This window comes from Pseudomonas pseudonitroreducens, assembly GCF_021603645.1.
Lineage (GTDB): Bacteria > Pseudomonadota > Gammaproteobacteria > Pseudomonadales > Pseudomonadaceae > Pseudomonas > Pseudomonas pseudonitroreducens.
In genome coordinates, this window is sequence record NZ_BQHJ01000002.1 from 785,181 (window position 1) to 808,661 (window position 23,481).

Sequence of the window (23,481 nt, forward strand, 5' to 3'; positions counted from 1 at the left end):
CAATGCACTCCCTGCAAGCCAAGATCCTCGACCCCCGCCTGGGCAGCGAATTCCCGCTGCCGCAGTACGCCACCCCGGGTTCCGCCGGCCTCGACCTGCGCGCCATGCTCAAGGAGGACCTGGTCCTCGAGCCGGGCCAGACCGTGCTGATTCCCACCGGCCTGTCCATCTACATCGCCGATCCGGGCCTGGCCGCGCTGATCCTTCCGCGTTCGGGCCTGGGCCACAAGCACGGCATCGTGCTCGGCAACCTGGTCGGCCTGATCGACTCCGACTACCAGGGCGAGCTGATGGTCTCCTGCTGGAACCGCGGCCAGACGGCCTTCAAGATCGCCATTGGCGAGCGTCTCGCCCAACTGGTGCTGGTGCCGGTGGTACAGGCGCATTTCGAGCTGGTCGAGACCTTCGATGAAAGCCAGCGCGGTGCCGGCGGCTTCGGTCACTCCGGCAGCCATTGACCCCTACCCATTTCAGGATGAATCGCCGAGGAGACGTTGCATGAAACTTTTCCAACGCACTGCCAAGGACAGCGCCGAACTGCCGGAACTCGTACCGGCGGAGAAGCCCGTCAAAGGACCGGCCGCGAAGGTCGACCTCAAGCCGCTGCTGCCATCCTTCGTCCTCACCGTGGGCGGTGTGGCCGCCGCCGGCGCGCTGCTGTGGTTCAGCCTGTTCGGCCAGGCCGACAATACTCACGTTACCCAGCTGACCAGCGCCTGGTCCGACAGCCAGGCCGGCGCCCTGCGCCAGTCACTGAACCTGCTGGCCGCCGACAGCCGCGCCATGGCAGGCGACCCGCAACTATTGCCGGCCTTGCAGAGCAATGACCCGGCGCGCATCGCCGCACTGGAGAAAGCGCTGACCCAGGGCCACCTGGACGGCCTGGTGGACGTGCACCTGAATGCCAACGGCCAGGCCGTGCAGGATACTGCCCGCCCCGGCCCGCTGAACTACGCCGCACTGGACATGCTTCACCGGGTCGAAAGCGGCCAGGCGGTGGCGCCGGAGGCCTACAAGGTCGGCACCCGCTGGCTGGTCTACAGCCCCGTCGCACTGCGTGCCGCCGACAACTCGATCCAGGGTTCGCTGCTGCTGGTCGTCGACCTGCAACGTTTGCTCGGCAGCCTGCCGCCGATGTCCGCCGATATCGGCCAACTGCAGATCTCCCAGCAGTTCGGCAACTCGCCAGCCCAGTTGCTGCTGCAGCGCGGCCAGGCCAATGGCGCCGCTCCGCTGGAGCTGCCCAGCGGCAATCCGAACTGGAAGCTGAGCTTCACCCCCGGCCCGACGATCACCGGCCAGCTGTACTCGCCGACCCTGCTGGGCATTGCCGCGCTCCTGGCACTGGTCGGCGGCCTGCTGGGCCTCTATCTTGCGCAAAGTGCGATGCAGCGCCGGGTCAGCAAGGATGCCCAGACCCTGGGGCAGTTCATTCAGGAACTCGCCGGCCAACGCACTGCCAAAGCTCCTGAGCTGAGCCTGCCGAGCCTGCAGGCACTGGCTCAGGCGCTGGCCCGCCAGCCGCGCCGCAAGACCGAAACATCCGGTGCCAGCACCCCCGCCGCGCCCGCAGCCCCTGTTCAGCCGACCCCGGCTGTCGCCGCTGCCAGCGCCCCGGCCGCTGCCACCCAAACGCCATTGGTCGATCCGCTATTCCAGAACACTGACATTCTGGACATCGACATTCTTGATGAAGACCAGGATCTCCTGGGATTGGAGCAAACACCCGCTATGAGCACGCCTAAAGCCCCGCAGCTGCCCGCCAGCATCTTCCGCGCCTACGACATCCGTGGCGTGGTCGGCGACACCCTGACCGCCGAGACCGCCTACTGGGTCGGCCGCGCCATCGGTTCCGAAAGCCTGGCGCGCGGCGAGCCGTGCGTTTCCGTAGGCCGCGACGGCCGCCTGTCCGGCCCCGAGCTGGTCCAGCAGCTGATCCAGGGCCTGGTCGATTGCGGCTGCCAGGTCACCGACATCGGCATGGTGCCGACCCCGGTGCTGTACTACGCCGCCAACGTCCTGGAAGGCAAATCGGGCGTGATGCTCACCGGCAGCCACAACCCGCCGGACTACAACGGCTTCAAGATCGTCGTCGCCGGTGAAACCCTGGCCAACGAGCAGATCCAGGCCCTGCGCGAGCGCATCCAGAACGGCGACCTCGCCTCCGGCATCGGCAGCGTGCAGCAGATCGACATCCTGCCGCGCTACTTCCAGCAGATCCGCGACGACATCGCCCTGGCCAAGCCGCTGAAAGTAGTCGTGGACTGCGGCAACGGCGTGGCCGGTGTAATCGCCCCGCAACTGATCGAAGCCCTGGGCTGCACCGTGATCCCGCTGTACTGCGATGTCGACGGCACCTTCCCCAACCACCACCCGGATCCGGGCAAGCCCGAGAACCTGGAAGACCTGATCGCCAAGGTGAAGGAAACCGGCGCCGACCTGGGCCTGGCCTTCGACGGCGACGGCGACCGTGTGGGCGTGGTGACCAACGAAGGCACCATCATCTACCCCGACCGCCTGCTGATGCTGTTTGCCAAGGACGTGGTCTCGCGCAACCCCGGCGCCGACATCATTTTCGACGTCAAATGCACACGTCGCCTGATCTCCCTGATCAGCGGCTACGGCGGCCGCCCGGTGATGTGGAAGACCGGCCACTCGCTGATCAAGAAGAAGATGAAGGAAACCGGCGCCCTGCTCGCCGGCGAGATGAGCGGCCACATCTTCTTCAAGGAGCGCTGGTACGGCTTCGACGACGGCATCTACAGCGCCGCGCGCCTGCTGGAAATCATCAGCCTGGACAAGCGCGATGCCGAGCGCGTGTTCTCCGCGTTCCCGATGGACATCTCCACCCCGGAAATCAACATTACCGTCACCGACGAGGGCAAGTTCGCCCTGATCGAGGCGCTGCAGGCCCGCGGCCAGTGGGGTGAAGCCAACCTCACCACCCTCGACGGCGTGCGCGTGGATTACCCCAAAGGCTGGGGTCTGGTTCGCGCGTCCAACACCACTCCGGTGCTGGTGCTGCGCTTCGAGGCGGACTCCCAGGACGAACTGGAGCGCATCAAGGAAGTGTTCCGTACCCAGCTGAAAGCGGTCGACCCCGCCCTCAGCCTGCCCTTCTGACCCTCAAGTAAGACTATGCCGGAGCCCACCATGACCCAGAGCCGCGATGACGCCGCCCAGGTTGCCCGCGTCCTTGCCGAAGCCCTGCCCTATATCCGCCGGTTCGTCGGCAAGACGCTGGTGATCAAGTACGGCGGCAACGCCATGGAAACGGACGAACTGAAGAACAGCTTCGCCCGCGACGTGGTGCTGATGAAGGCCGTCGGTATCAACCCGGTGGTGGTGCATGGTGGTGGTCCGCAGATCGGCGACCTGCTCAGCCGCCTGTCGATCGAGAGCCACTTCATCGATGGCATGCGCGTCACCGATGCGCAGACCATGGACGTGGTGGAGATGGTCCTCGGCGGCCAGGTGAACAAGGACATCGTCAACCTGATCAACCGCCATGGCGGCAGCGCCATCGGCCTGACCGGAAAGGACGCCGAGCTGATCCGTGCGAAGAAGCTCACCGTCACCCGCCAGACGCCGGAAATGACCAAGCCGGAAATCATCGACATCGGCCACGTGGGCGAAGTCACCGGGGTCAACGTCGACCTGCTGAACATGCTCGTGCAGGGCGATTTCATCCCGGTGATCGCACCGATCGGCGTGGGCGCCAACGGCGAGTCCTACAACATCAACGCCGACCTGGTGGCCGGCAAGGTGGCCGAGGCGCTGAAGGCCGAGAAGCTGATGCTGCTGACCAACATCGCCGGTCTGATGGACAAGCAGGGCCAGGTCCTCACCGGCCTGACCACCGAGCAGGTCAACGAGCTGATCGCCGACGGCACCATCTACGGCGGCATGCTGCCGAAGATTCGCTGCGCCCTCGAAGCGGTGCAGGGCGGCGTGACCAGCGCGCACATCATCGATGGCCGTGTACCGAACGCCGTGCTGCTGGAGATCTTCACCGACAGCGGTGTCGGCACGCTGATCACCAACCGCAAGTCGCGTTGATCAAAGACACCCGCCAGGAGCGATCCTCGCGGGTGTTTTTCTGTCTGTTCGGGGCCGCATTGGCAGCCATGGCTGCCCAGCGTCGAACAGGTCTTCAGGAGCTTTCGCATGGCCGCGTCTCCCGTTTCCCGCAATGACTTCAGCTTCTTCCACGGCCTGCGCGTGCGCTGGTCGGAGGTCGACCCGCAGGGCATCGTCTTCAACGGCAATTACCTGACCTACGCCGATGTCGCCACCACCGAGTATTACCGCCACCTGGGCGTGAGCTACCCGGCCGATCTGCTGCGCGGCGGCGGCGACCTGTTCGCGGTGAAGACCACCCTGGAATACCTGGCGCCGGCGCGCTTCGACGAGTGGCTGGAGATGGGCGTGCGCGTCAGCCGGCTGGGTCGCAGCAGCCTGACCTTCCAGGTCTCGATCTGGTGTGACGAGCAATTGCTGACGCTGGGTGAACTGATCTACGCCTATGCCGGCGAAGACCGCACGAGCCAGCCCCTGCCGGACTGGCTGCGCGGGAAGATCAACGAATTCGAGCGCGTCTCGCCGCAACAGTGAGCGGCGCGGGGTGGGCTCAGTTGCCCACCAGCTGGGCGACGCGGGCGCGATCCTCGCCGAAGCTGCTCACAGCCTGCACGCGCAGTTGCTGGTAGCGGGTAATGTCCTGCTGCAGGCGCTGCTCATCGCTGCGCAAGTTGTTCAGCTGCGCGACCAGGTCGTCGGGCACCTGACGCCCGGCGCGCTCCTGGTCGGCGGCGCGAGCCTGCAGGTTGGCCTGCTGCATCTTCAGTGACTGCAGATTGCCCTTGGCCACGCTGGTCAGCCCATCGAGTTCGGCCAGTTTGCGGTCGCGGGCACGGTCGACGTCTTCGACGCTGGTGTACATGCGCATCAGCTGCTGGTCGGAACTGGCACGGGCGGCGTCCGCCTTGCGCTGCTCGATCTCGGCGGCGGTCGGGGCCGGCGGCACCTCGCGGATCACCCGGCCCTGTTCATTGAGCACCTGATAGCCCTTGCCGATGTACTGCGGGGGCACGCCCAGGCGGTCAATGACGGTGATGCCCTTGTCATTCACGTAACGGTACATCTCGACCTGGCTGGCCGCCTGGTCGGCAGCCGCCTGGCCGGCGAGCATGGCTCCCAGAAGCCCCATCAACACCCTGTAGCGGTAAGCACCCTGCTTGGCCATGCCCGACACCCTTGTTCCGGTTAGATACCGTACTGCGCCCGATACGCTTCGACTGCCGACAGATGCTGCTTGAGCTGCCCGTCACCGGCCAGATATTCCAGCACCTGCTCCAGCGAGACAATGCTTACGACTGGAATCGAGAAATCCCGTTCCACTTCCTGGATCGCCGAAAGCTCGCCCTTGCCGCGCTCCTGCCGGTTCAGCGCGATCAGCACGCCGGCAGCCTGGGCTCCCTGCGCGTCGATGATCTGCATGACCTCGCGAATCGCAGTGCCAGCGGTGATCACGTCGTCGATGATCAATGCGCGACCGGCCAGGGGAGCGCCAACCAGCGTGCCGCCTTCGCCATGGTCCTTGGCTTCCTTGCGGTTGAAGCACCAGGGCAGGTCGCGGCCGTGCTGTTCCGCCAGCGCAATAGCTGTAGCGGCCGCCAGCGGAATTCCTTTATAGGCCGGACCGAACAACACGTCGAAAGGTATGCCGCTGTCGACCACCGCGCTGGCGTAGAAACGACCCAGCTGGGACAGCGCAACGCCGCTGTTGAACAGACCGGCATTGAAGAAGTACGGGCTGGTGCGCCCGGACTTGAGAGTGAACTCGCCGAAGCGAAGAACGCCGCGCTCGATGGCGAAGCGGATGAAATCGCGTTGATATGCGTGCATGGGAGAGAACCGGCCGGTATGAATTTAGCTAAACCGTTTGAGCTCGGGTATCATACACACACGTGATTTTGGGGGCCATTTATGCGGATCATCAGTGTGAACGTGAATGGTATTCAGGCTGCAGCCGAGCGGGGTCTACTCAGCTGGCTGCAAGCCCAGAATGCCGACGTGATCTGCTTGCAGGATACCCGCGCCTCCGCTTTCGATCTGGATGACCCATCCTACCAACTGGATGGCTACTTCCTGTACGCCTGCGATGCCGAAGTGCCCAGTCAGGGCGGCGTCGCAATCTATAGTCGTCTGCAACCCAAGGCTGTCATAAGCGGCCTGGGTTTCGAGATGGCCGATCGTTACGGGCGCTACCTGCAAGCCGATTTCGATAAGGTGAGTATCGCCACTCTCCTGCTGCCTACCGGGCAGGAAGGGGATGAGAACCTGAACCACAAGTTCAAGTTCATGGACGATTTCGCCCAGTACATGAACAAACAGCGCCGCAAGCGCCGCGAATACATCTATTGCGGCTCGCTGTACGTCGCGCACCAGAAGCTCGACGTGAAGAACTGGCGCGAATGCCAGCAATCGCCCGGCTTCATGGCGCCGGAGCGTGGCTGGATGGATGAGATCTTCGGCACCATGGGCTATGTCGACGCCCTGCGCGAGGTCAACCGCGAAGGCGACCAGTACAGCTGGTGGCCGGAAAGCGAACAGGCCGAGTTGCTCAACCTGGGCTGGCGCTTCGACTACCAGATCCTCACGCCGGGTCTGCGCCGCTTCGTGCGCGGCGCCAAGCTGCCGCGCCAGCCGCGCTTCTCCCAGCATGCGCCGCTGATCGTGGACTACGACTGGACGCTGAGCATCTGAGTCCTGGCGCCGCGCCGAAAGGCGGACAGAAAAAAGCCGGCTTCGCGCCGGCTTTTTCATGCCTGGAATTCAGCGCCTACTTGATCGGACGCCAGGTGAAGGGATAGCGGTAGTCCAGCCCTTCGTTGGCCTTGATCCCGGCGATGATGGTCAACACCAGCGCGCCGATGCTCACCAGGCCCAGCAGGAAGAAGCCAATCACCACCAGCATCAGCAGGAAGCTGACCACCACCGCGAGGCTCACGGTGATCTGGAAGTTCAGCGCTTCCTTGCCCTGACGGTCCACGAACGGGTCCGATTCACGCTTGATCTGCCAGACGATCAGCGGCCCGAGCAGGTTACCGAAAGGGAAGATGAAGCCAAGGAAAGCGGCAAAGTGGCAGAACATCGCCCACTGCCGGGCCTCCTGGCTCGGCTTAGGCTGCGGTACCGGTACTTCGTCGCTCATCCTTTCGCTCCTTGTACTTGCAGAGCGGGCGGGTTCACCGCCCGTCGGGTCAGTCCGCCAGCGCGGCGCGCTGCAGCTCGAACAGCTCGCGCAGGCCCTGCTGCGCCAGCTCCAGCATGGCATTGAGTTCAGCCGGCTGGAAGGGTGCACCCTCGGCGGTGCCCTGGACTTCGATGAAGCCGCCCGCGTCGGTCATGACCACGTTCAGATCGGTCTCGGCGGCGGAGTCTTCCAGGTAGTCCAGGTCCAGCACCGGCTCGCCCTGGTACATACCCACGGACACGGCAGCGACCATCTGCTTGAGCGGGTTGCCCTTGAGTGCGCCGCGCTTCTTCAGCACGGCCAGGGCGTCGATCAGCGCCACGGTGGCGCCGGTGATGGACGCGGTGCGAGTGCCACCGTCGGCCTGGATCACATCGCAGTCGATATACAGGGTGTTCTCACCCAGCTTGCTCAGGTCCAGCGCGGCGCGCAGGGAACGACCGATCAGCCGCTGGATTTCCAGGGTACGGCCACCCTGCTTGCCGCGCGCGGCTTCGCGCTGGTTACGCTCACCGGTGGAACGCGGCAGCATGCCGTATTCGGCGGTCAGCCAGCCCTGGCCCTGGCCCTTGAGGAAGCGCGGCACACCGGATTCGGCGCTGACGGTGCAGATCACCTTGGTGTCGCCGAACTCGACCAGCACGGAGCCCTCGGCATGCTTGGTGTAATGGCGGGTGATACGGATCGGGCGCAGTTGGTCGGCGGCGCGGCCACTGGGACGGTTCATGGAGGCATCCTGTACAGATTACTGGCGGGGGAATGTCCGCCATTATAGAGGCCAGCGGACGGGCGCAACCACCGCCGGCGTGCTGCGGCGCGCCACGCTGGGGTACAATTACCGGTTTCCGACGACCTGTCGGCCATTTTCCCAGCCCATTCAGAGAGGTGATTCCATGGTCCACAGCATGACCGCCTTCGCCCGCGTCGAGCGCGCCGGCACCCATGGAACCCTCAGTTGGGAGCTGCGCTCGGTCAACCACCGCTACCTCGAACCCAACCTGCGCCTGCCCGAAGCCTTCCGCGACCTCGAAGGCGCGGTGCGCGAGGCGCTGCGCCAGGGTCTGTCGCGCGGCAAGGTGGAATGCACCCTGCGCTTCAACGAGGAAAACGCCGGCAAGCCGCTGCAGGTCGACCGCGAGCGCGCCGCGCAGCTGGTCGCCGCCGCCGAGACCGTCGCCGGCCTGATCCAGCAGCCCGCCCCGCTCGACCCGCTGGCCGTGCTGGCCTGGCCGGGCGTGCTGGTGGGCGACGCCGCCGACCCGCAGGCGCTCAACGCCAGCGCCCTGACCGCCTTCAACCAGGCGCTGGACGAACTCAAGGCCGGCCGCGCCCGCGAAGGTGCAGACCTGGCGAAGATCATCGACGAGCGCCTGAGTGCCATGCAGGAAGAAGTGGTCAACCTGCGCGAGCTGGTGCCGCAGATGCTCGCCAACCAGCGGCAGAAGATCCTCGACCGCTTCACTGAGATGAAAGCCGAACTCGACCCGCAGCGCCTGGAGCAGGAAATGGTCCTGCTGGCGCAGAAGAGCGACGTCGCCGAGGAGCTGGATCGCCTGACTACCCACATCACCGAAGTACGCCGCGTGCTCAAGGCCGGCGGTGCCGCAGGCCGGCGCCTGGACTTCCTGATGCAGGAGCTCAACCGCGAGGCCAACACGCTGGGTTCGAAGGCGTTCGACCCGCGCTCCACGCAGGCCGCGGTCAACCTCAAGGTCCTGATCGAGCAGATGCGCGAACAGGTACAGAATATCGAGTAAGCCGGGCGTCTCCGGTCCCAATCCACCGCAACTCCAGGAAAGCGCCATGTCCGGCACCCTGTACATCGTTTCCGCGCCGTCGGGCGCCGGCAAGACCAGCCTGGTCAAGGCCCTGCTCGACGCCATGCCCAGCGTGCGCGTCTCCGTCTCCCACACCACCCGCGGCATGCGTCCGGGCGAAGTGGACGGGGTGAACTACCACTTCGTCGGCCACGACACCTTCAAGGCCATGCTCGAGCGCAACGAATTCCTCGAGCACGCGCAGGTCTTCGACAACCTCTATGGCACCTCCCAGCGCTGGGTCGAGAAGACCCTGGCCGAGGGCAACGACCTGATTCTCGAGATCGACTGGCAGGGCGCGCAGCAGGTGCGCCGGCTGATGCCCCAGGCGCAGTCGATCTTCATTCTGCCGCCGACCCAGGAAGCCCTGCGCCAGCGCCTGACCAACCGCGGCCAGGACAGCGACGAGGTGATCGAGCGGCGCATGCAGGAAGCCGTCAGCGAAATGAGCCACTATGTGGAGTACGATCACCTGGTGATCAACGACGATTTCGCCCACGCACTGGAAGACCTCAAGGCGATCTTCCGCGCCCGCCAACTGCGCCAGGATGCCCAGCAGCAACGCCATACCGAGCTGCTGCAACGCCTGCTGGCCTGAAACGGGCGAGCAAAGGCACTTCCATAAAGATTGGCGATTTTTTAGACTATCCAGTCCGCCCGGTATTTCTCCGGGTCTCCATTTGCGTAATGAGGAACACCATGGCCCGCGTCACCGTTGAAGACTGCCTGGACAACGTCGATAACCGTTTCGAGCTGGTCATGCTCGCCACCAAGCGTTCGCGCCAGCTGGCTACCGGCGGCAAAGAGCCCAAGGTACCGTGGGAAAACGACAAGCCCACCGTCGTCGCCCTGCGCGAAATCGCCTCTGGCCTGGTGGATGCTGACATCGTTCAGCAGGAGGACGTGGTTGAAGAAGAGCCGCTGTTCGCTGCTTTTGAAGACGAGGCCAACAACGAGGCCCTGTAAGTCGATGTCTGGCCGACGAATCGGCGCGCCGCGATATGCCGCTCGGCAGGGGGTAAGCCCATGCCGAGCATAGACGCCTTCGCCGACCGACTGTCGAGCTACCTGGGCCCGGATCAGGTCAACCTGGTCCGCCGCGCCTACTACTACGCCGAGCAGGCCCATGACGGGCAGCGCCGCCGCAGCGGCGAAGCCTATGTCACGCACCCGCTCGCCGTCGCCAACATCCTCGCCGACATGCACATGGACCATCAGAGCCTGATGGCGGCCATGCTGCACGATGTGATCGAGGACACCGGCATCGCCAAGGAAGCGCTTACCGCGCAGTTCGGCGAAACCGTTTCGGAACTGGTGGACGGGGTCAGCAAGCTGACCCAGATGAACTTCGAGTCCAAGGCCGAGGCGCAGGCCGAGAACTTCCAGAAGATGGCCATGGCCATGGCGCGCGACATCCGCGTGATCCTGGTGAAGCTGGCCGACCGCCTGCACAACATGCGCACCCTGGAAGTGCTGTCGGGCGAGAAGCGCCGGCGCATCGCCAAGGAAACCCTGGAAATCTACGCGCCCATCGCCAACCGGCTGGGCATGCACAGCATGCGCGTGGAGTTCGAGGACCTGGGCTTCAAGGCCATGCATCCGATGCGCTCCGAGCGCATTCGCCAGGCGGTGAAGAAGGCCCGTGGCAATCGCCGCGAAATCGTCGGCAAGATCCAGGAATCGCTGGTCAACTGCCTTGCCCGCGAAGGCATGGAAGGCCAGGTCCTGGGCCGCGAGAAGCACCTGTTCAGCATCTACAAGAAGATGCGCGGCAAGCGCAAGGCGTTCACCGAGATCATGGACGTCTACGCCTTCCGCATCATCGTCGACAAGGTCGACACCTGCTACCGCGTGCTCGGCGCCGTGCACAACCTGTACAAGCCGTTCCCCGGTCGCTTCAAGGACTACATCGCCATTCCCAAGGCCAACGGCTACCAGTCGTTGCACACCACGCTGTTCGGCATGCACGGCGTGCCCATCGAGATCCAGATCCGCACCCGCGAGATGGAAGAGATGGCCAACCACGGCATCGCCGCGCACTGGCTGTACAAGTCCAGCGAAGAGGAATCGCCCAAAGGTACCCACGCCCGCGCCCGCCAGTGGGTCAAGGGCATCCTCGAACTGCAGCAGCGCGCCGGCAACTCGCTGGAATTCATCGAGAACGTGAAGATCGACCTGTTCCCGGACGAGGTCTACGTGTTCACGCCCAAGGGCCGCATCATGGAGCTGCCCAAAGGCTCCACGGCGGTCGACTTCGCCTACGCGGTGCATACCGACGTCGGCAACAGCTGCATCGCCTGCCGCATCAACCGTCGCCTGGCGCCGCTGTCCGAACCGCTGCAGAGCGGCGCGACGGTGGAAATCGTCACCGCGCCGGGCACCCGACCGAACCCGGCCTGGCTCAATTTCGTGGTCACCGGCAAGGCACGCACGCACATCCGCCATGCGCTCAAGCTGCAGCGCCGCTCCGAGTCGATCAATCTCGGCGAGCGCCTGCTGAACAAGACCCTCGCCGGCTTCGACAGCCACCTGGAGAAGATCCCGCAGGAGCGCATCCAGGGCGTCCTCGCCGAATACCGCATGGAGGTCTTCGAGGACCTGCTCGAAGAGATCGGCCTGGGCAACCGCATGGCCTATGTGGTCGCACGCCGCCTGCTGTCCAGCGAAGGCGAACAGGCCCCCAGCGCCGAAGGGCCGCTGGCGATCCGCGGAACCGAAGGGCTGGTGCTCAGCTACGCCAAGTGCTGCACGCCGATCCCGGGCGACCCGATCGTCGGCCACCTGTCCGCCGGCAAGGGCATGGTCGTGCACCTGGAGAACTGCCGGAACATCAGCGAAATTCGCCACAACCCGGAAAAATGCATCCAGCTCAGCTGGGCCAAGGATGTCACCGGCGAATTCAACGTCGAACTGCGCGTCGAACTGGAGCACCAGCGCGGCCTGATCGCCCTGCTCGCCACCAGTGTCAACGCCGCCGACGGCAACATCGAGAAGATCAGCATGGACGAGCGCGATGGTCGCATCAGCGTGGTCCAGCTAGTCGTCAGCGTGCATGACCGTGTGCACCTGGCCCGCGTCATCAAGAAGCTGCGCGCGCTCAAGGGCGTGATCCGCATCACCCGCATGCGCAGCTGATCCCACCCTAAGGAGTCGACATGACCAAGACCGTTATCCATACCGACAAAGCCCCGGCCGCCATCGGTACCTACTCCCAGGCCATCAAGGCTGGCAACACCGTCTACGTCTCCGGTCAGATCCCGCTGGACCCGAAAACCATGGAACTGGTCGAGGGCTTCGAAGAGCAGACCGTCCAGGTCTTCGAGAACCTCAAGGCAGTGATCGAAGCCTCCGGCGGCTACCTGCACGACGTCGCCAAGCTGAACATCTTCCTCACCGACCTCTCGCACTTCGCCAAGGTCAACGAGATCATGGGCAAGTACTTCACCCAGCCCTACCCGGCCCGCGCCGCCATTGGCGTTGCCGCCCTGCCGAAGGGTGCCCAGGTCGAGATGGACGCCATCGTCGTCCTCGAATAAGCGGTACGTGATTCCTACGGGGCCCCAGCGGCCCCGTTCTCTTGTCTGCAAGGAGCAAACATGCGTCGCGCCCTGATCCTGAGCGCCCTGCTCGGCCTGCTCACCGGCTGCGCCGGCACCCCGTCCGACCCGTCCGGTGTCTGGGTCAACCAGGCCGCCATCGATGCTGCCGGCAAAGGTGGCAAGTTGCGCGAGGCGCTGCTGGCCTACGGCCCGAACCTGGAATGGAAGCTGGACACCAAGGCCGGACAGGCCACCTTCAGCAACGGCTTCGAGCTGGGCGAAGGTCAACTCACCGCCGAAGATCCCAAGCACTACCGCGTCGACTTCTACGGCAGCAACCAGGAAGCCCTGGAGCTGGACGGCAAGGAGCTGGTGCAGGTAGGCAGCGACAACTGGCCCGAGCAGCGCTTCCTGCGTCCCAAGCAGCAGCCCGCGGCGCAGAGCCCGGCCGGCAGCACCTTCGAGAACGCCCTGTATGCCGCCTACCTCAACGGCACATGGATCATCGAGGAAGGCGAAGGCAAGGGCAGCAAGGTCAAGTTCTCCCCCAACGGCAGCCTCGAAGGCATGCCCGGCTTCGATCGCTACGCGCTGTGCCTGGCCGGCGACTGCGCGGCCATGAGCGGTGACAACGACAGCATCTGGCTGCAACAGGGCCAGCAGGGCCGCGAGTTCCTCTTCGAGCGCGACGGCGACAAGCTGGAGCTGTTCGAGACGGTGAACCGTGCCCAGGCCGACGAGATGCCGCAGTACGCACCCGGCAACAAGGTCTGGACGCTGGAGCGCGACTGACTCGCGCGAGTGGGCGGGCTCGATTGGCAGACGTCAGCGCAGTCCGCTCCACAGCAACCAGCCACCCAGCGCCAGCAACAGACCACCACACAGACGGTCCAGCGCCGTGACCCGGTGCTGTAGCCAGGCGCGCCAGCGCGGGCGATCCAGCAGGCGCACCAGCGCCATGTCCCACAGCAGCACCACCGCCACCATCCACAGCACGCAGACACCCAGCGCCCAACCGGGCAGGTGGAACTGGCCGAGTACGCCAAACAGGCCGGTGTAGAAGATCGGCAGTTTGGGGTTCAGGCTGCTGGCGAGAAGCCCCTCGCGCACACCCCGCAGAAACCCTCCGCCACGCTGATCACCCACTTGCGTGGGAATCTCCAGCTCCCGCCGCGCCAGCAAAGCCTGCGCGCCAAGCCAGACGAAATACCCGCCGCCCAGCCACTGCACGACCCGCAGTCCATGGCTTGCCACTTGTGGCAGCAAGCCGAGGATGAACAGCACCAGCAGCATGCTGGCCAGATTGGCCAGGGCGATACCGACAGCACAGCCATCGGCATGCCGCCGCCCGCGCAACAAGGCGGCACGGATCAGCAGGAAGAAGTCCGGCCCCGGCGACAGCAGGGCGGCAAAGTGAGTACTGGCAACCAGCGCGAAGGCGGCGAACATGACGATCTCCCGAATGCGACGTCGCGCAGTCTGGAAGGGCCGGTCCCAGGCAGTCTTGGAAGAAACTCAGGTGCGCGTGGCGCGCAGGAAACGTCCGGGAGTGACGCCGGTAAAGCGGCGGAAGGTGCCGGAAAAATGCGCCTGGTCGTAGAAGCCCAGGGTCAACGCAACATCCAGCGGCTTTTCGCCGGCCACCAGCAGGCGCTTGGCCTCGCGGATGCGCCGTTGCAGCAGGTAGGTATGCGGCGGCACGCCATAGGCGTTGCGGAAGGCTTCGATCAGGTGGCGCGGATGGCGTTGCAACAGGTTGGCGAGATGTTCGAGGCTGACCGCGTCGCGGTAGTGCGCCTCCAGATAGTCGCGCAGCTTCGCCGTGATGCCGCCATCGCGGGCTGGCGAGGCGTTCGGCCGCATGCCGCCGTGACGGACGAATACCAGTTCCAGCAGCGTCAGCAACTCGCTTTCCAGGGCCAGCGCATCGTTACGCTCGAACTCTGCGGCAACCCGCCGGAGCGCCTCGGCCACCTGCCCGTCATCATGCGGATTGAGCGCCTGGAAGCCGCGCGGCAACTGCTTGCGCCCGAGCAGCGGCAATAGACGCGACTCCTCGATGTAGAGCATGCGGTAGACCAGCCGCTCGGACTCGGCATTGCCGGTGTGCGGCTCCTCCGGATTCATCAGCGACAGTGTGCCGGCCGGCAGCACGTGGCGCGCGCCACGGCACTGGTAGCCGCCGGCGCCCTGCAGGATGGCGCCGATGGCGAAGGCATCGTGGCTGTGACGGCCGAACGGCTGGCCGGAGAAGTCCGCATGGAACAACTCCACTCCCGGCAACCAGGGGCGCGCCAGCAGCCGGTTGGCGTCCATCTCAGGCGTCTTTGCCAGCCAGGATCGCCGCGTAGCCTTCGCGGAAGCTCGGGTAGCGCGGTTCCCAGCCCAGCGCGCGGGCGCGGGCATTGCTGCAACGCTTGCTGCCGGCGCGGCGTACGGTCTGCTCTGCGGACCATTGAGTGACGCCCAGTTGCTCGCGCAACCAGCCGACCACCTCGTGCAGCGCTGCCGGGTCGTTGTCGACTCCGAGGTAGCAATCCTCCAGCGCCACGCCGCTGCGGTCGGCTTCCAGCAGGTGCGCCAGCAGACCGGCACAGTCCTCGGCGTGGAGGCGGTTGGCGTACAGCGGCGGCTCGCTGGCCACCCGATAGCCCTCGCGCACCTGCTTGAGCAGCCACTCGCGGCCGGGCCCGTAGATGCCGGTCAGGCGCACGACGCTGGCGGGAATGCCGCTCTGCAGCGCCACCTGCTCGGCCTCGAGCATCACGCTGCCGGAATAGCTCGTAGCCTCGGCCGGCGAGCTCTCGTCGATCCACTCGCCATCGCGCTGGGCATACACACCGCTGCTGGAGACGAACAGCAGGCGCCTGGGCGTCTGCCCGCGCTGCTTGAGCCAGCCGAGCGCGTTGCGCAGGCCTTCGACGTAGGCGGCGCGATAGCCGGCTTCGTCATGCTGGGTCGCGGCGGCGCAGTACACCAGGTAATCCAGGTTGCCGACCGGCCAGGTATCGGGGCATTCGAGCTGGGCCAGGTCGCCGGCCACCGGCAGCACTTCCAGCGGCAGCGCGGCGACGTTGCGACGCAGGCCATGGACGCGCCAGTCGCGCGCGGCCAGTTGGCGCCCCAGGCGGCTGCCGACATCGCCGCAACCGACGATCATCAGGCTGGGGAAGGTGCTCTTGCTCATGCTTGGCTCCGCGAATCAAAGTTCGGCAGTTTAGCGCGGTTGGTTCGCGGCGGTGCAGCCGCTATGCTTGGGCCACCTCAACGGATTCAGTGCCATGACCCTTACCGAACTGCGCTACATCGTCACGCTTGCCCAGGAGCAACACTTCGGCCGCGCCGCGGAGCGCTGCCACGTCAGCCAGCCGACCCTGTCGGTGGGCGTGAAGAAGCTCGAAGACGAGCTCGGCGTGCTGATTTTCGAGCGCAGCAAGAGTGCGGTGCGCCTGACACCGGTCGGCGAAGGCATCGTGGCGCAGGCGCAGAAAGTCCTGGAGCAGGCCCAGGGCATCCGCGAACTGGCCCAGGCCGGCAAGAACCAGCTGACCTCGCCGCTCAAGGTCGGGGCCATCTACACCATCGGCCCGTACCTGTTCCCCCACCTGATTCCGCAGCTGCACCGGGTCGCCCCGCAGATGCCGCTGTACATCGAGGAAAACTTCACCCACATCCTGCGCGACAAGCTGCGCACCGGCGAGCTGGACGCGATCATCATCGCCCTGCCGTTCCAGGAAGCCGACGTGCTGACCCTGCAACTGTTCGATGAGCCCTTCTACGTGCTGATGCCGGCGGACCACCCATGGACCGCAAAGAAGACCATCGACCCGGAGCTGCTCAACGACAAGAGCCTGCTGCTGCTCGGCGAGGGCCACTGCTTCCGCGACCAGGTCCTGGAAGCCTGCCCGACCACCCACAAGGGCGGCGAGAACAAGCACACCACGGTGGAATCCAGCTCCCTGGAAACCATCCGCCACATGGTCGCCTCCGGCCTTGGCGTATCGGTACTGCCGTTCTCCGCCGTGGACAGCCACCACTACGCACCGGGCGTCCTGGAAGTGCGCCCGTTCAGTGCCCCGGTTCCCTTCCGCACCGTCGCCATCGCCTGGCGTGCCAGCTTCCCGCGGCCGCGTGCCATCGAGGTGCTGGCCGACTCGATCCGCCTGTGCTCGGTCGCCAAGCCGACCGTCAAGGGTGAAGCCGAGCCGGCATGACCGATCTGTCGAACGTCCCGGTCACCGCGCTCAAAGGCGTGGGCGCCGCGCTGGAAGAGAAACTGGCGAAGGTCGGCCTGGAGAACCTCCAGGACATCCTCTTCCACCTGCCGCTGCGCTACCAGGACCGCACCCGCATCACGCCCATCGGTGCATTGCGTCCGGGACAGGACGCCGTCGTCGAGGGCGTGGTCTCCGGCGCCGACGTGGTGATGGGCAAGCGCCGCAGCCTGCTGGTGCGCCTGCAGGACGGCACCGGCACGCTGAGCCTGCGCTTCTATCACTTCAGCCAGGCGCAGAAGGAAAACCTCAAGCGCGGCACGCACCTGCGTTGCTACGGTGAAGCGCGCCCCGGGGCTTCCGGCCTGGAGATCTACCACCCCGAATACCGCTCGCTCACCGACGCCGCTGCGGCGCCGGTGGAGCAGACGCTGACGCCGATCTACCCGACCACCGAAGGCCTCACCCAGCAGCGCCTGCGCCAGCTCAGCGAGCAGACCCTGGCACGCCTGGGCCCATCGAGCCTGCCGGACTGGTTGCCGGCGGAACTGGCCCGCGACTACCGCCTCGGCCCACTCGACGAAGCCATCCGCTACCTGCACCGGCCGCCGCCGGATGCTGATCTGGAGGAACTCGCCGAAGGCCGCCACTGGGCGCAACATCGCCTCGCCTTCGAGGAGCTGCTGACCCACCAGCTGTCGCTGCAACGCCTGCGCGAGAGCGTGCGTTCCCAGGCCGCGCCAGCTCTGCCGCTGGCCAAGCGCCTGCCGCAGCAGTACCTGAAGAACCTCGGCTTCAAGCCCACCGGTGCGCAACAGCGGGTCGGCGCGGAAATCGCCTATGACCTCGCCCAGTCCGAGCCGATGCTGCGCCTGGTGCAGGGCGACGTCGGCGCCGGCAAGACCGTGGTCGCCGCCCTTGCCGCCCTGCAGGCGCTGGAAGCCGGTTATCAGGTGGCGCTGATGGCGCCCACCGAGATTCTCGCCGAGCAGCACTTCCTCAACTTCACCAAGTGGTTGCAACCGCTGGGCATCGAAGTCGCCTGGCTGGCCGGCAAGCTCAAGGGCAAGGCCCGCGCCAGCGCACTGGAGCAGATCGCCGGCGGCGCGCCGATGATCGTCGGCACCCACGCACTGTTCCAGGACGAAGTGAAGTTCAAGCGCCTGGCCCTGGTGATCATCGACGAGCAGCACCGCTTCGGCGTGCAGCAGCGCCTCGCCCTGCGCCAGAAAGGCGTCGACGGCCGGCTTTGCCCGCACCAGCTGATCATGACCGCCACCCCCATTCCACGGACCCTGGCGATGAGCGCCTACGCCGATCTGGACACCTCGATCCTCGATGAACTGCCGCCCGGCCGAACCCCGGTGAACACCGTTCTGGTGGCCGACAGCCGCCGCATCGAAGTGATCGAACGGGTGCGCGCCGCCTGCGCTGAGGGCCGCCAGGCCTACTGGGTCTGCACGCTGATCGAGGAATCCGAAGAACTCACCTGCCAGGCCGCGGAAACCACCTACGAGGAACTCTCCTCGGCGCTGGGCGAACTGCGCGTGGGCCTGATCCACGGGCGCATGAAGCCGGCAGACAAGGCCGTGGTCATGGAGGCCTTCAAGGAAGGCATGCTGCAGTTGCTGGTGGCGACCACGGTGATCGAAGTCGGCGTGGACGTACCCAACGCCAGCCTGATGATCATCGAGAACCCCGAGCGCCTGGGGCTGGCGCAGTTGCACCAGTTGCGCGGCCGCGTCGGCCGGGGCAGCGCGGCAAGCCACTGCGTGCTGCTCTATCACCCGCCGCTGTCGCAGATCGGCCGCGAGCGCCTGGGGATCATGCGCGAAACCTGCGATGGTTTCGTCATCGCCGAAAAGGACCTGGAATTGCGCGGCCCCGGCGAAATGCTCGGTACGCGCCAGACCGGCCTGCTGCAATTCAAGGTGGCCGACCTGATGCGCAACGCCGACCTGCTACCGGCGGTACGCGATGCTGCGCAGGCCCTGCTGGCACACTGGCCGCAATCGGTCAGTCCGTTGCTGGCACGCTGGCTGAGGCACGGCCAGCAATACGGACAAGTGTGACGTATTTCACTCTCATCGGTCAGTTGACTGCTCGGTCACGCTGACTGCGTGGTTATACTCCGACCCAGCCGTTGATAACCGGATCACATTCATGAGCGACGCCGCACGCGCCCCATCCGACTCCTCGCAGGCCCCCGAGGTCATCCTGCAGCTGCTCGACAAGCTGGGCATTCCCTCTCGCGAAATCAGCGACGCCACCACACTGCCGGCCGCGCGCCGGGTGCAGGCCAGCCTGCTGGAGGATGCCGTCGGCACCTTGCTGGTGCTGTTCCCGCAGAGCCAGTTGCTGGACCTCAACCGCCTGGCCGAACTCACCGGGCGCAAGCTGGTGGCGGTCAAGCCCGATCGCCTGGAGCGCATGCTCGGCAAGCATCAGCTCGGTCGCCTGCCGGCATTGCCGCCGCTGACCAGCTCGCCGTGCCTGTATGACGAGCGCCTGCTGCAGGAACCGCAGCTGCTGATCGAGTCCGGCGCTCCGGGCACGCTGCTGGAAATTCCCACGGCGTCCTTCCGCAGCCTGCTGGAGAAGGCCAGCGCGGCACGCTTCGGCGTGCCGCTGGAATCCATCCGGCCCAATCTCGACCGCCCGGACGACGACCGCAAGGAAATCACCCAGGCCGTGCAGGCATTCACCGCCCGCCGCATCCAGCAGCGCCTCGAGGAAACCATCGAGATTCCACCGCTGCCGGAAACCGCACAGAAGATCATCAAGCTGCGCGTCGACCCCAACGCCACGGTGGATGACATCACCGGCGTGGTGGAAACCGACCCGGCGCTCGCCGCGCAAGTAGTCAGCTGGGCGGCTTCGCCCTACTACGCTGCGCCTGGCAAGATCCGCTCGGTGGAGGACGCCATCGTCCGTGTGCTGGGCTTCGACCTGGTGATCAACCTCGCCCTGGGCCTGGCCCTGGGCAAGACCCTGAGCCTACCCAAGGACCAGCCGCAGCACGCTACGCCCTACTGGCACCAGGCGATCTACACCGCCGCAGTGATCGAGGGCCTGACCCGTGCCGTGCCGCGCGCCGAGCGCCCGGAAGCCGGCCTGACCTACCTCGGCGGCCTGCTGCACAGCATCGGCTACCTGGTCCTGGCGCACATCTTCCCGCCGCATTTCTCGCTGATCTGCCGGCATCTGGAAGTGAACCCGCACGTCGAGCACAACCTCGTCGAACAGCATCTGCTGGGCATCACCCGCGAACAGATCGGCGCCTGGCTGATGCGCACCTGGGACATGCCGGAGGAGATCTACACCGCGCTGCGCTTCCAGCACGACCCGTCCTACGCCGGTGATTGCTCCGCCTACGCCAACCTGGTGTGCCTGGCGACCCGCCTGCTGCGCAACCACGGCATCGGCAGCGGCCCGGAGACCGATATTCCGCAGGACCTGCTGGATCGCCTGGATATTCCGCGTGAAAAGGCCGAGGACGCCGTACGCAAGGTCCTCGACGCCGAGGCTGTGCTGCGTGAACTGGCCAGCCAGTTCAATCCGGGGCACTGAATCTGGTCCGGCCCCGGCCGTAGGATGGTGTGGAGCGCAGCGATACCCATCGATCCGAAGCACCGACAGCATGGGTATCGCTTAGGCTCCACCCATCCTACGAGTACCCTGCCGTGCATCGCTTCCCGCATCAATGAAAAAGGCCCCGTCAGGGGCCTTTTTTCTGTGCATCGAAAGCGCCTCAGGCGGCTTTCTTGTCGCTGGCCGGCGCGGCCTTTTTCTTCGGCTTCAGGTACTTCACCAGGCCCTGGAACCAGATCACCAGGCCGGGGTTGCCCTGGATCTGGATGTCCTTGTTCTGGATGCCCTGCATGAAAGCCAGCTGGGGATTCTTCGAGGTCATGGTGGCGAAGCCGTAGGCGCCGTCCTTGAAGCCCAGCGCAAAGGCCGGGTTCGGGTGCGTGCCGCGACGGGCGCTGACCTTGAGATCCTTGACGATGTAGTGGCGGGCGACCTTGCCGTCGAGGGTGTGGAGCTGGAACACCAGGTCCTTGCCTTCGAGCTGCTTCTGGAACGCCGGGTTTTCGCGACTGGCCTTGGCCATCAAGCGACCCAGCATCCACAGGAGAAGACGGAATTTCATGCACAAACCTCGACGTTCGAGACAATAGTCTGCGCATTGTAGCCAGTTTGAAAACGGACTACATCCGGTCTTTTGGAGGGATTATGTAACTGCAGGAGGCAACCCGGAGCCGCTCTGGCTCCGGGTCAGACGCGATCAGTTGACGGCGTCTTTGAGCGCCTTGCCCGGCTTGAAGGCAACGGTATTGCTGGCTTTGATCTTTACCGGCTGGCCGGTCTGCGGGTTCTTGCCGGTACGGGCGCCACGGTGGCGCTGAACGAAGGTACCGAAACCGACAAGGGTAACGCTGTCCTTGCGGTTGAGCGCGCCAGTGATTTCATCCAGCAGCGCATTCAGCACCTTGTTGGCTTGTTCTTTGGTGAGGTCGGCCTTCTCGGCGATCGCGGCGGCGAGTTCTGGTTTACGCATAAATGCCTCTTTGACGGTTTGTTGTTGTTGTGTCCGTGCTGTCTTCCCAACAGCGCCCAAGGCACCGCAGCCTTGCCGTACAGGCTCTAGGCTGCGGCAGACGGGGGAGAATGGCACGCCGAAAGCTGGTACGCCAGTATCGTCTGACAATTTGCGGGCAGTTTCCCAAGGCAAAAACGCCATAGGCGACGCCTGTCACGCCAACAGGGCTGGCAACTCCTTGTTCAGAGAGAGTTTTTCACTCACCGCGGCCCCTGTGAGGGCGTAGCCGAGCAATCGACCGGCGGTATCCCGGCACAGCACCTTGAGGTCCGGGCCAGAGCCTTCCACCTGCCATTCACCCTCGCTTCCGCGCGGCGGCGGCGAAACCACCAACGGGCACACCGGGGTTTTCACCGTCACCGGCATGGCGCCATAGGCCACCGGCGTCGGTTTGCCGGCCAGGGTCTGCGCCAGTGCGCGAGCGCAGGACATCAGTGGCATCACGTAGAGCAGGTTGAGGCCGTCGACCTCGGCGCAGTCGCCCAGGGCGTAGATATTGGCGTGGGAGGTGCGCAGTTCGCGGTTGACCATCACGCCACGGTTGATGTCCAGCCCGGCGGCGGCAGCCAGGTCGATGCGCGGGCGCAGGCCCACGGCAGAAACCACCAGATCGCAGGCGATCACCTGGCCATCGGAAAGATGCGCCTCCAGGGCATCCCCGGCGTGCACCAGGCTGTTCAGCACCGGGCCGAGGTGGAAGCGCACGCCGAGGCCTTCCAGCCCCTCCTGCACAGCCTGCGCGGCGGCCGGATGGAGCAGGCCGGGCATCACCTGTTCGCAAGGCGCGACCACGTCGATCTGGTAGCCGCCGCTGGACAGGTCGTTGGCGAACTCGCAGCCGATCAGGCCGGCGCCAAGCAGCAGCACGCGGCGCTTGCCGGCGGCGGCAGCGCGGAAGCGTGCGTAGTCTTCGAGGTCGTTGATCGGGAAGATCAGGTCCTGGGCGTCGCCCTCGACCGGCACGCGGATGGTTTCGGCGCCCCAGGCCAGGACCAGGTCGCGGTAGTGCACTTCTTCCTCGCCGATCCAGATGCGCCGGTGGCCCGGATCGATGCCGGTGACGCGGGTGTGGGTGAGGATGCGCGCCTTGAGCTGGTCAGCCATGGCGCCAGCTTCGGCCATGGCCAGGCCGTCGGCGTCCTTGTCCTTGGAGAAGCCGGTGGAGAGCATCGGCTTGGAGTAGGAGCGACCGTCGTCGGCGGTGATCAGCAGCAGCGGCGTTTCGCTGTCCAGCTTGCGCCACTCGCGCGCCAGGTTGTAACCGGCCAGGCCGGTGCCGATGATCACCAGCGGTGCGTTATCGCTCATTGCGCTCTCCATTTCGTAAAAACGCCACTTCAAGAAGACAGCACGGCGGCCACCAGGCCACCGTGTAAATTGTTCGTGTCGGCAGGATTCAGGAAATTTCGATCATTTCGAAATCAATCTTGCCAACGCCGCAGTCCGGGCAGACCCAATCCGCCGGGATATCTTCCCAGCGGGTTCCAGGAGCAATGCCCTCTTCGGGCAGCCCCAGCGCTTCGTCGTAGATGAAGCCACAGACCACGCATTGCCATTTGCGCATCGAATGCACTCCTCGGATTGCCCGCTGAACCTAGCGTATCTGCCCATGCCGGCCAACGGCGGGCATGCCGCCGGGGCACGTCAGCAGAGTCAACCCGGCGCCAGGCCAGTCTACCCCGTCAACAACAGCCGTGCCGGCGCTACAAACGCAGACGGCGGCCCGAAGGCCGCCGTCGCGGAATTGTTCCTGGCGGGATCAGCCGATCTCGATCATCTCGAAATCCAGCTTGCCGACGCCGCAGTCCGGGCACAGCCAGTCTTCCGGTACGTCTTCCCAGCGAGTGCCGGCGGCGATGCCCTCTTCCGGCCAACCCTTGGTCTCGTCATAGATCAGGCCACAAACCACGCATTGCCACTTCTTCATCAGCTATCACCCTCATGTTCTTGTCGCTTGGACGTCAGTGCATCCAATGTCCGGCTTTGTACTGGCGATGGGCTTGCGGCGCAAGCCCCTGTAAAACGCCGGGCAACCCGCCAAACCTTTGGT

Annotated in this window: 26 protein-coding genes; 14 read left to right on the plus strand and 12 right to left on the minus strand. The window is 65.4% G+C overall.

Annotated elements, in window-relative coordinates; all coding sequences use genetic code 11:
- Positions 1-2 precede the first annotated feature (2 nt).
- The 4 genes from dut to L6D89_RS07660 all read left to right on the plus strand — a co-directional run bounded on the left by dut (position 3) and on the right by L6D89_RS07660 (position 4,614).
- Entirely contained in the window at positions 3-458 is a 456-nt protein-coding gene (gene dut, locus L6D89_RS07645; protein WP_236199258.1) for a dUTP diphosphatase, read from the plus strand.
- Between the two features lie 40 nt (positions 459-498).
- On the plus strand, positions 499-3,123 hold the full coding sequence (locus L6D89_RS07650) for a phosphomannomutase/phosphoglucomutase (protein ID WP_236199259.1): 2,625 nt from the start codon (positions 499-501) through the stop codon (positions 3,121-3,123).
- Between the two features lie 30 nt (positions 3,124-3,153).
- Positions 3,154-4,059, plus strand: coding sequence for an acetylglutamate kinase (argB, locus tag L6D89_RS07655; RefSeq protein ID WP_184596569.1), 906 nt, complete (start codon positions 3,154-3,156; stop codon positions 4,057-4,059).
- A 108-nt stretch (positions 4,060-4,167) separates the two neighbouring features.
- Positions 4,168-4,614 carry an acyl-CoA thioesterase gene (locus L6D89_RS07660; protein ID WP_236175719.1) on the plus strand — a complete coding sequence of 149 codons (447 nt, stop codon included), beginning with the start codon at positions 4,168-4,170 and terminating at the stop codon, positions 4,612-4,614.
- 16 nt (positions 4,615-4,630) lie between these two features.
- Here L6D89_RS07660 and L6D89_RS07665 read toward each other — a convergent pair whose 3' ends face one another.
- Both L6D89_RS07665 and pyrE read right to left on the minus strand, forming a co-directional pair.
- Positions 4,631-5,245 carry a DUF4124 domain-containing protein gene (locus L6D89_RS07665; RefSeq protein ID WP_373873628.1) on the minus strand — a complete coding sequence of 205 codons (615 nt, stop codon included), beginning with the start codon at positions 5,243-5,245 and terminating at the stop codon, positions 4,631-4,633.
- Positions 5,246-5,265: 20 nt separating this feature from the next.
- Positions 5,266-5,907, minus strand: coding sequence for an orotate phosphoribosyltransferase (gene pyrE, locus L6D89_RS07670; protein ID WP_236175720.1), 642 nt, complete (start codon positions 5,905-5,907; stop codon positions 5,266-5,268).
- An 81-nt stretch (positions 5,908-5,988) separates the two neighbouring features.
- Between pyrE and L6D89_RS07675 the strand changes: the two genes are divergently transcribed.
- Positions 5,989-6,768 (plus strand): exodeoxyribonuclease III, encoded by a 780-nt coding sequence (locus L6D89_RS07675; RefSeq protein WP_037009721.1) that lies wholly within the window; start codon positions 5,989-5,991, stop codon positions 6,766-6,768.
- Between the two features lie 76 nt (positions 6,769-6,844).
- Here the strand turns inward: L6D89_RS07675 and L6D89_RS07680 are convergent, their stop codons facing one another.
- Both L6D89_RS07680 and rph read right to left on the minus strand, forming a co-directional pair.
- Positions 6,845-7,216, minus strand: a complete 372-nt coding sequence (locus L6D89_RS07680; protein ID WP_236199260.1) for a DUF4870 domain-containing protein — start codon at positions 7,214-7,216, stop codon at positions 6,845-6,847.
- A 49-nt stretch (positions 7,217-7,265) separates the two neighbouring features.
- Entirely contained in the window at positions 7,266-7,985 is a 720-nt protein-coding gene (gene rph, locus L6D89_RS07685) for a ribonuclease PH (RefSeq protein WP_015479557.1), read from the minus strand.
- Positions 7,986-8,151: 166 nt separating this feature from the next.
- On the opposite strand from rph, the gene L6D89_RS07690 reads away from it, so the two are divergent.
- The 6 genes from L6D89_RS07690 (at position 8,152) to L6D89_RS07715 (ending at position 13,406) form a co-directional block, all read left to right on the plus strand.
- Positions 8,152-9,015 carry a YicC/YloC family endoribonuclease gene (locus L6D89_RS07690; RefSeq protein ID WP_236199261.1) on the plus strand — a complete coding sequence of 288 codons (864 nt, stop codon included), beginning with the start codon at positions 8,152-8,154 and terminating at the stop codon, positions 9,013-9,015.
- A 46-nt stretch (positions 9,016-9,061) separates the two neighbouring features.
- Positions 9,062-9,673 (plus strand): guanylate kinase, encoded by a 612-nt coding sequence (gmk, locus tag L6D89_RS07695; protein ID WP_233297568.1) that lies wholly within the window; start codon positions 9,062-9,064, stop codon positions 9,671-9,673.
- Positions 9,674-9,774: 101 nt separating this feature from the next.
- Positions 9,775-10,041 (plus strand): DNA-directed RNA polymerase subunit omega, encoded by a 267-nt coding sequence (gene rpoZ, locus L6D89_RS07700; RefSeq protein ID WP_024762058.1) that lies wholly within the window; start codon positions 9,775-9,777, stop codon positions 10,039-10,041.
- A 60-nt stretch (positions 10,042-10,101) separates the two neighbouring features.
- Positions 10,102-12,210: a bifunctional GTP diphosphokinase/guanosine-3',5'-bis pyrophosphate 3'-pyrophosphohydrolase gene (gene spoT, locus L6D89_RS07705; protein ID WP_236175723.1), complete on the plus strand. Its 2,109-nt coding sequence runs from the start codon at positions 10,102-10,104 to the stop codon at positions 12,208-12,210.
- A gap of 20 nt (positions 12,211-12,230) precedes the next feature.
- Positions 12,231-12,611 carry a RidA family protein gene (locus tag L6D89_RS07710; RefSeq protein ID WP_024762056.1) on the plus strand — a complete coding sequence of 127 codons (381 nt, stop codon included), beginning with the start codon at positions 12,231-12,233 and terminating at the stop codon, positions 12,609-12,611.
- Positions 12,612-12,671: 60 nt separating this feature from the next.
- Positions 12,672-13,406 carry a hypothetical protein gene (locus tag L6D89_RS07715; protein WP_236175724.1) on the plus strand — a complete coding sequence of 245 codons (735 nt, stop codon included), beginning with the start codon at positions 12,672-12,674 and terminating at the stop codon, positions 13,404-13,406.
- A gap of 33 nt (positions 13,407-13,439) precedes the next feature.
- On the opposite strand, the gene L6D89_RS07720 is transcribed toward L6D89_RS07715, so the two are convergent.
- The 3 genes from L6D89_RS07720 to L6D89_RS07730 all read right to left on the minus strand — a co-directional run bounded on the left by L6D89_RS07720 (position 13,440) and on the right by L6D89_RS07730 (position 15,801).
- Positions 13,440-14,063, minus strand: coding sequence for a LysE family translocator (locus tag L6D89_RS07720; protein ID WP_236199262.1), 624 nt, complete (start codon positions 14,061-14,063; stop codon positions 13,440-13,442).
- 66 nt (positions 14,064-14,129) lie between these two features.
- A complete protein-coding gene (locus tag L6D89_RS07725; protein ID WP_236175726.1) occupies positions 14,130-14,930 on the minus strand; it encodes an AraC family transcriptional regulator in 801 nt (266 codons plus the stop codon).
- Between the two features lies 1 nt (position 14,931).
- On the minus strand, positions 14,932-15,801 hold the full coding sequence (locus tag L6D89_RS07730; protein ID WP_236175727.1) for an NAD-dependent epimerase/dehydratase family protein: 870 nt from the start codon (positions 15,799-15,801) through the stop codon (positions 14,932-14,934).
- A gap of 94 nt (positions 15,802-15,895) precedes the next feature.
- On the opposite strand from L6D89_RS07730, the gene L6D89_RS07735 reads away from it, so the two are divergent.
- The 3 genes from L6D89_RS07735 to L6D89_RS07745 all read left to right on the plus strand — a co-directional run bounded on the left by L6D89_RS07735 (position 15,896) and on the right by L6D89_RS07745 (position 20,398).
- Complete coding sequence (locus tag L6D89_RS07735; protein WP_017520699.1) at positions 15,896-16,828, plus strand: hydrogen peroxide-inducible genes activator; 933 nt, start codon at positions 15,896-15,898, stop codon at positions 16,826-16,828.
- The gene (gene recG, locus L6D89_RS07740; RefSeq protein ID WP_236199263.1) at positions 16,825-18,900 is read left to right on the plus strand and encodes an ATP-dependent DNA helicase RecG; all 2,076 of its coding nucleotides are present in this window, start codon (positions 16,825-16,827) and stop codon (positions 18,898-18,900) included. Before L6D89_RS07735 ends, recG begins: the two co-directional genes overlap by 4 nt.
- Positions 18,901-18,991: 91 nt before the next feature.
- Complete coding sequence (locus tag L6D89_RS07745) at positions 18,992-20,398, plus strand: aminoacyl-tRNA deacylase and HDOD domain-containing protein (RefSeq protein WP_236199264.1); 1,407 nt, start codon at positions 18,992-18,994, stop codon at positions 20,396-20,398.
- A gap of 181 nt (positions 20,399-20,579) precedes the next feature.
- On the opposite strand, the gene L6D89_RS07750 is transcribed toward L6D89_RS07745, so the two are convergent.
- The 5 genes from L6D89_RS07750 to L6D89_RS07770 all read right to left on the minus strand — a co-directional run bounded on the left by L6D89_RS07750 (position 20,580) and on the right by L6D89_RS07770 (position 23,358).
- Positions 20,580-20,981, minus strand: a complete 402-nt coding sequence (locus tag L6D89_RS07750; protein ID WP_236199265.1) for a helicase — start codon at positions 20,979-20,981, stop codon at positions 20,580-20,582.
- Between the two features lie 135 nt (positions 20,982-21,116).
- Positions 21,117-21,389 carry an HU family DNA-binding protein gene (locus L6D89_RS07755; protein WP_017520695.1) on the minus strand — a complete coding sequence of 91 codons (273 nt, stop codon included), beginning with the start codon at positions 21,387-21,389 and terminating at the stop codon, positions 21,117-21,119.
- 195 nt (positions 21,390-21,584) lie between these two features.
- Positions 21,585-22,739 (minus strand): NAD(P)/FAD-dependent oxidoreductase, encoded by a 1,155-nt coding sequence (locus L6D89_RS07760; RefSeq protein WP_236175731.1) that lies wholly within the window; start codon positions 22,737-22,739, stop codon positions 21,585-21,587.
- 88 nt (positions 22,740-22,827) lie between these two features.
- Complete coding sequence (locus L6D89_RS07765; protein ID WP_065085359.1) at positions 22,828-22,995, minus strand: rubredoxin; 168 nt, start codon at positions 22,993-22,995, stop codon at positions 22,828-22,830.
- A gap of 195 nt (positions 22,996-23,190) precedes the next feature.
- Complete coding sequence (locus tag L6D89_RS07770) at positions 23,191-23,358, minus strand: rubredoxin (protein WP_015479573.1); 168 nt, start codon at positions 23,356-23,358, stop codon at positions 23,191-23,193.
- Between the last annotated feature and the right edge of the window lie 123 nt (positions 23,359-23,481).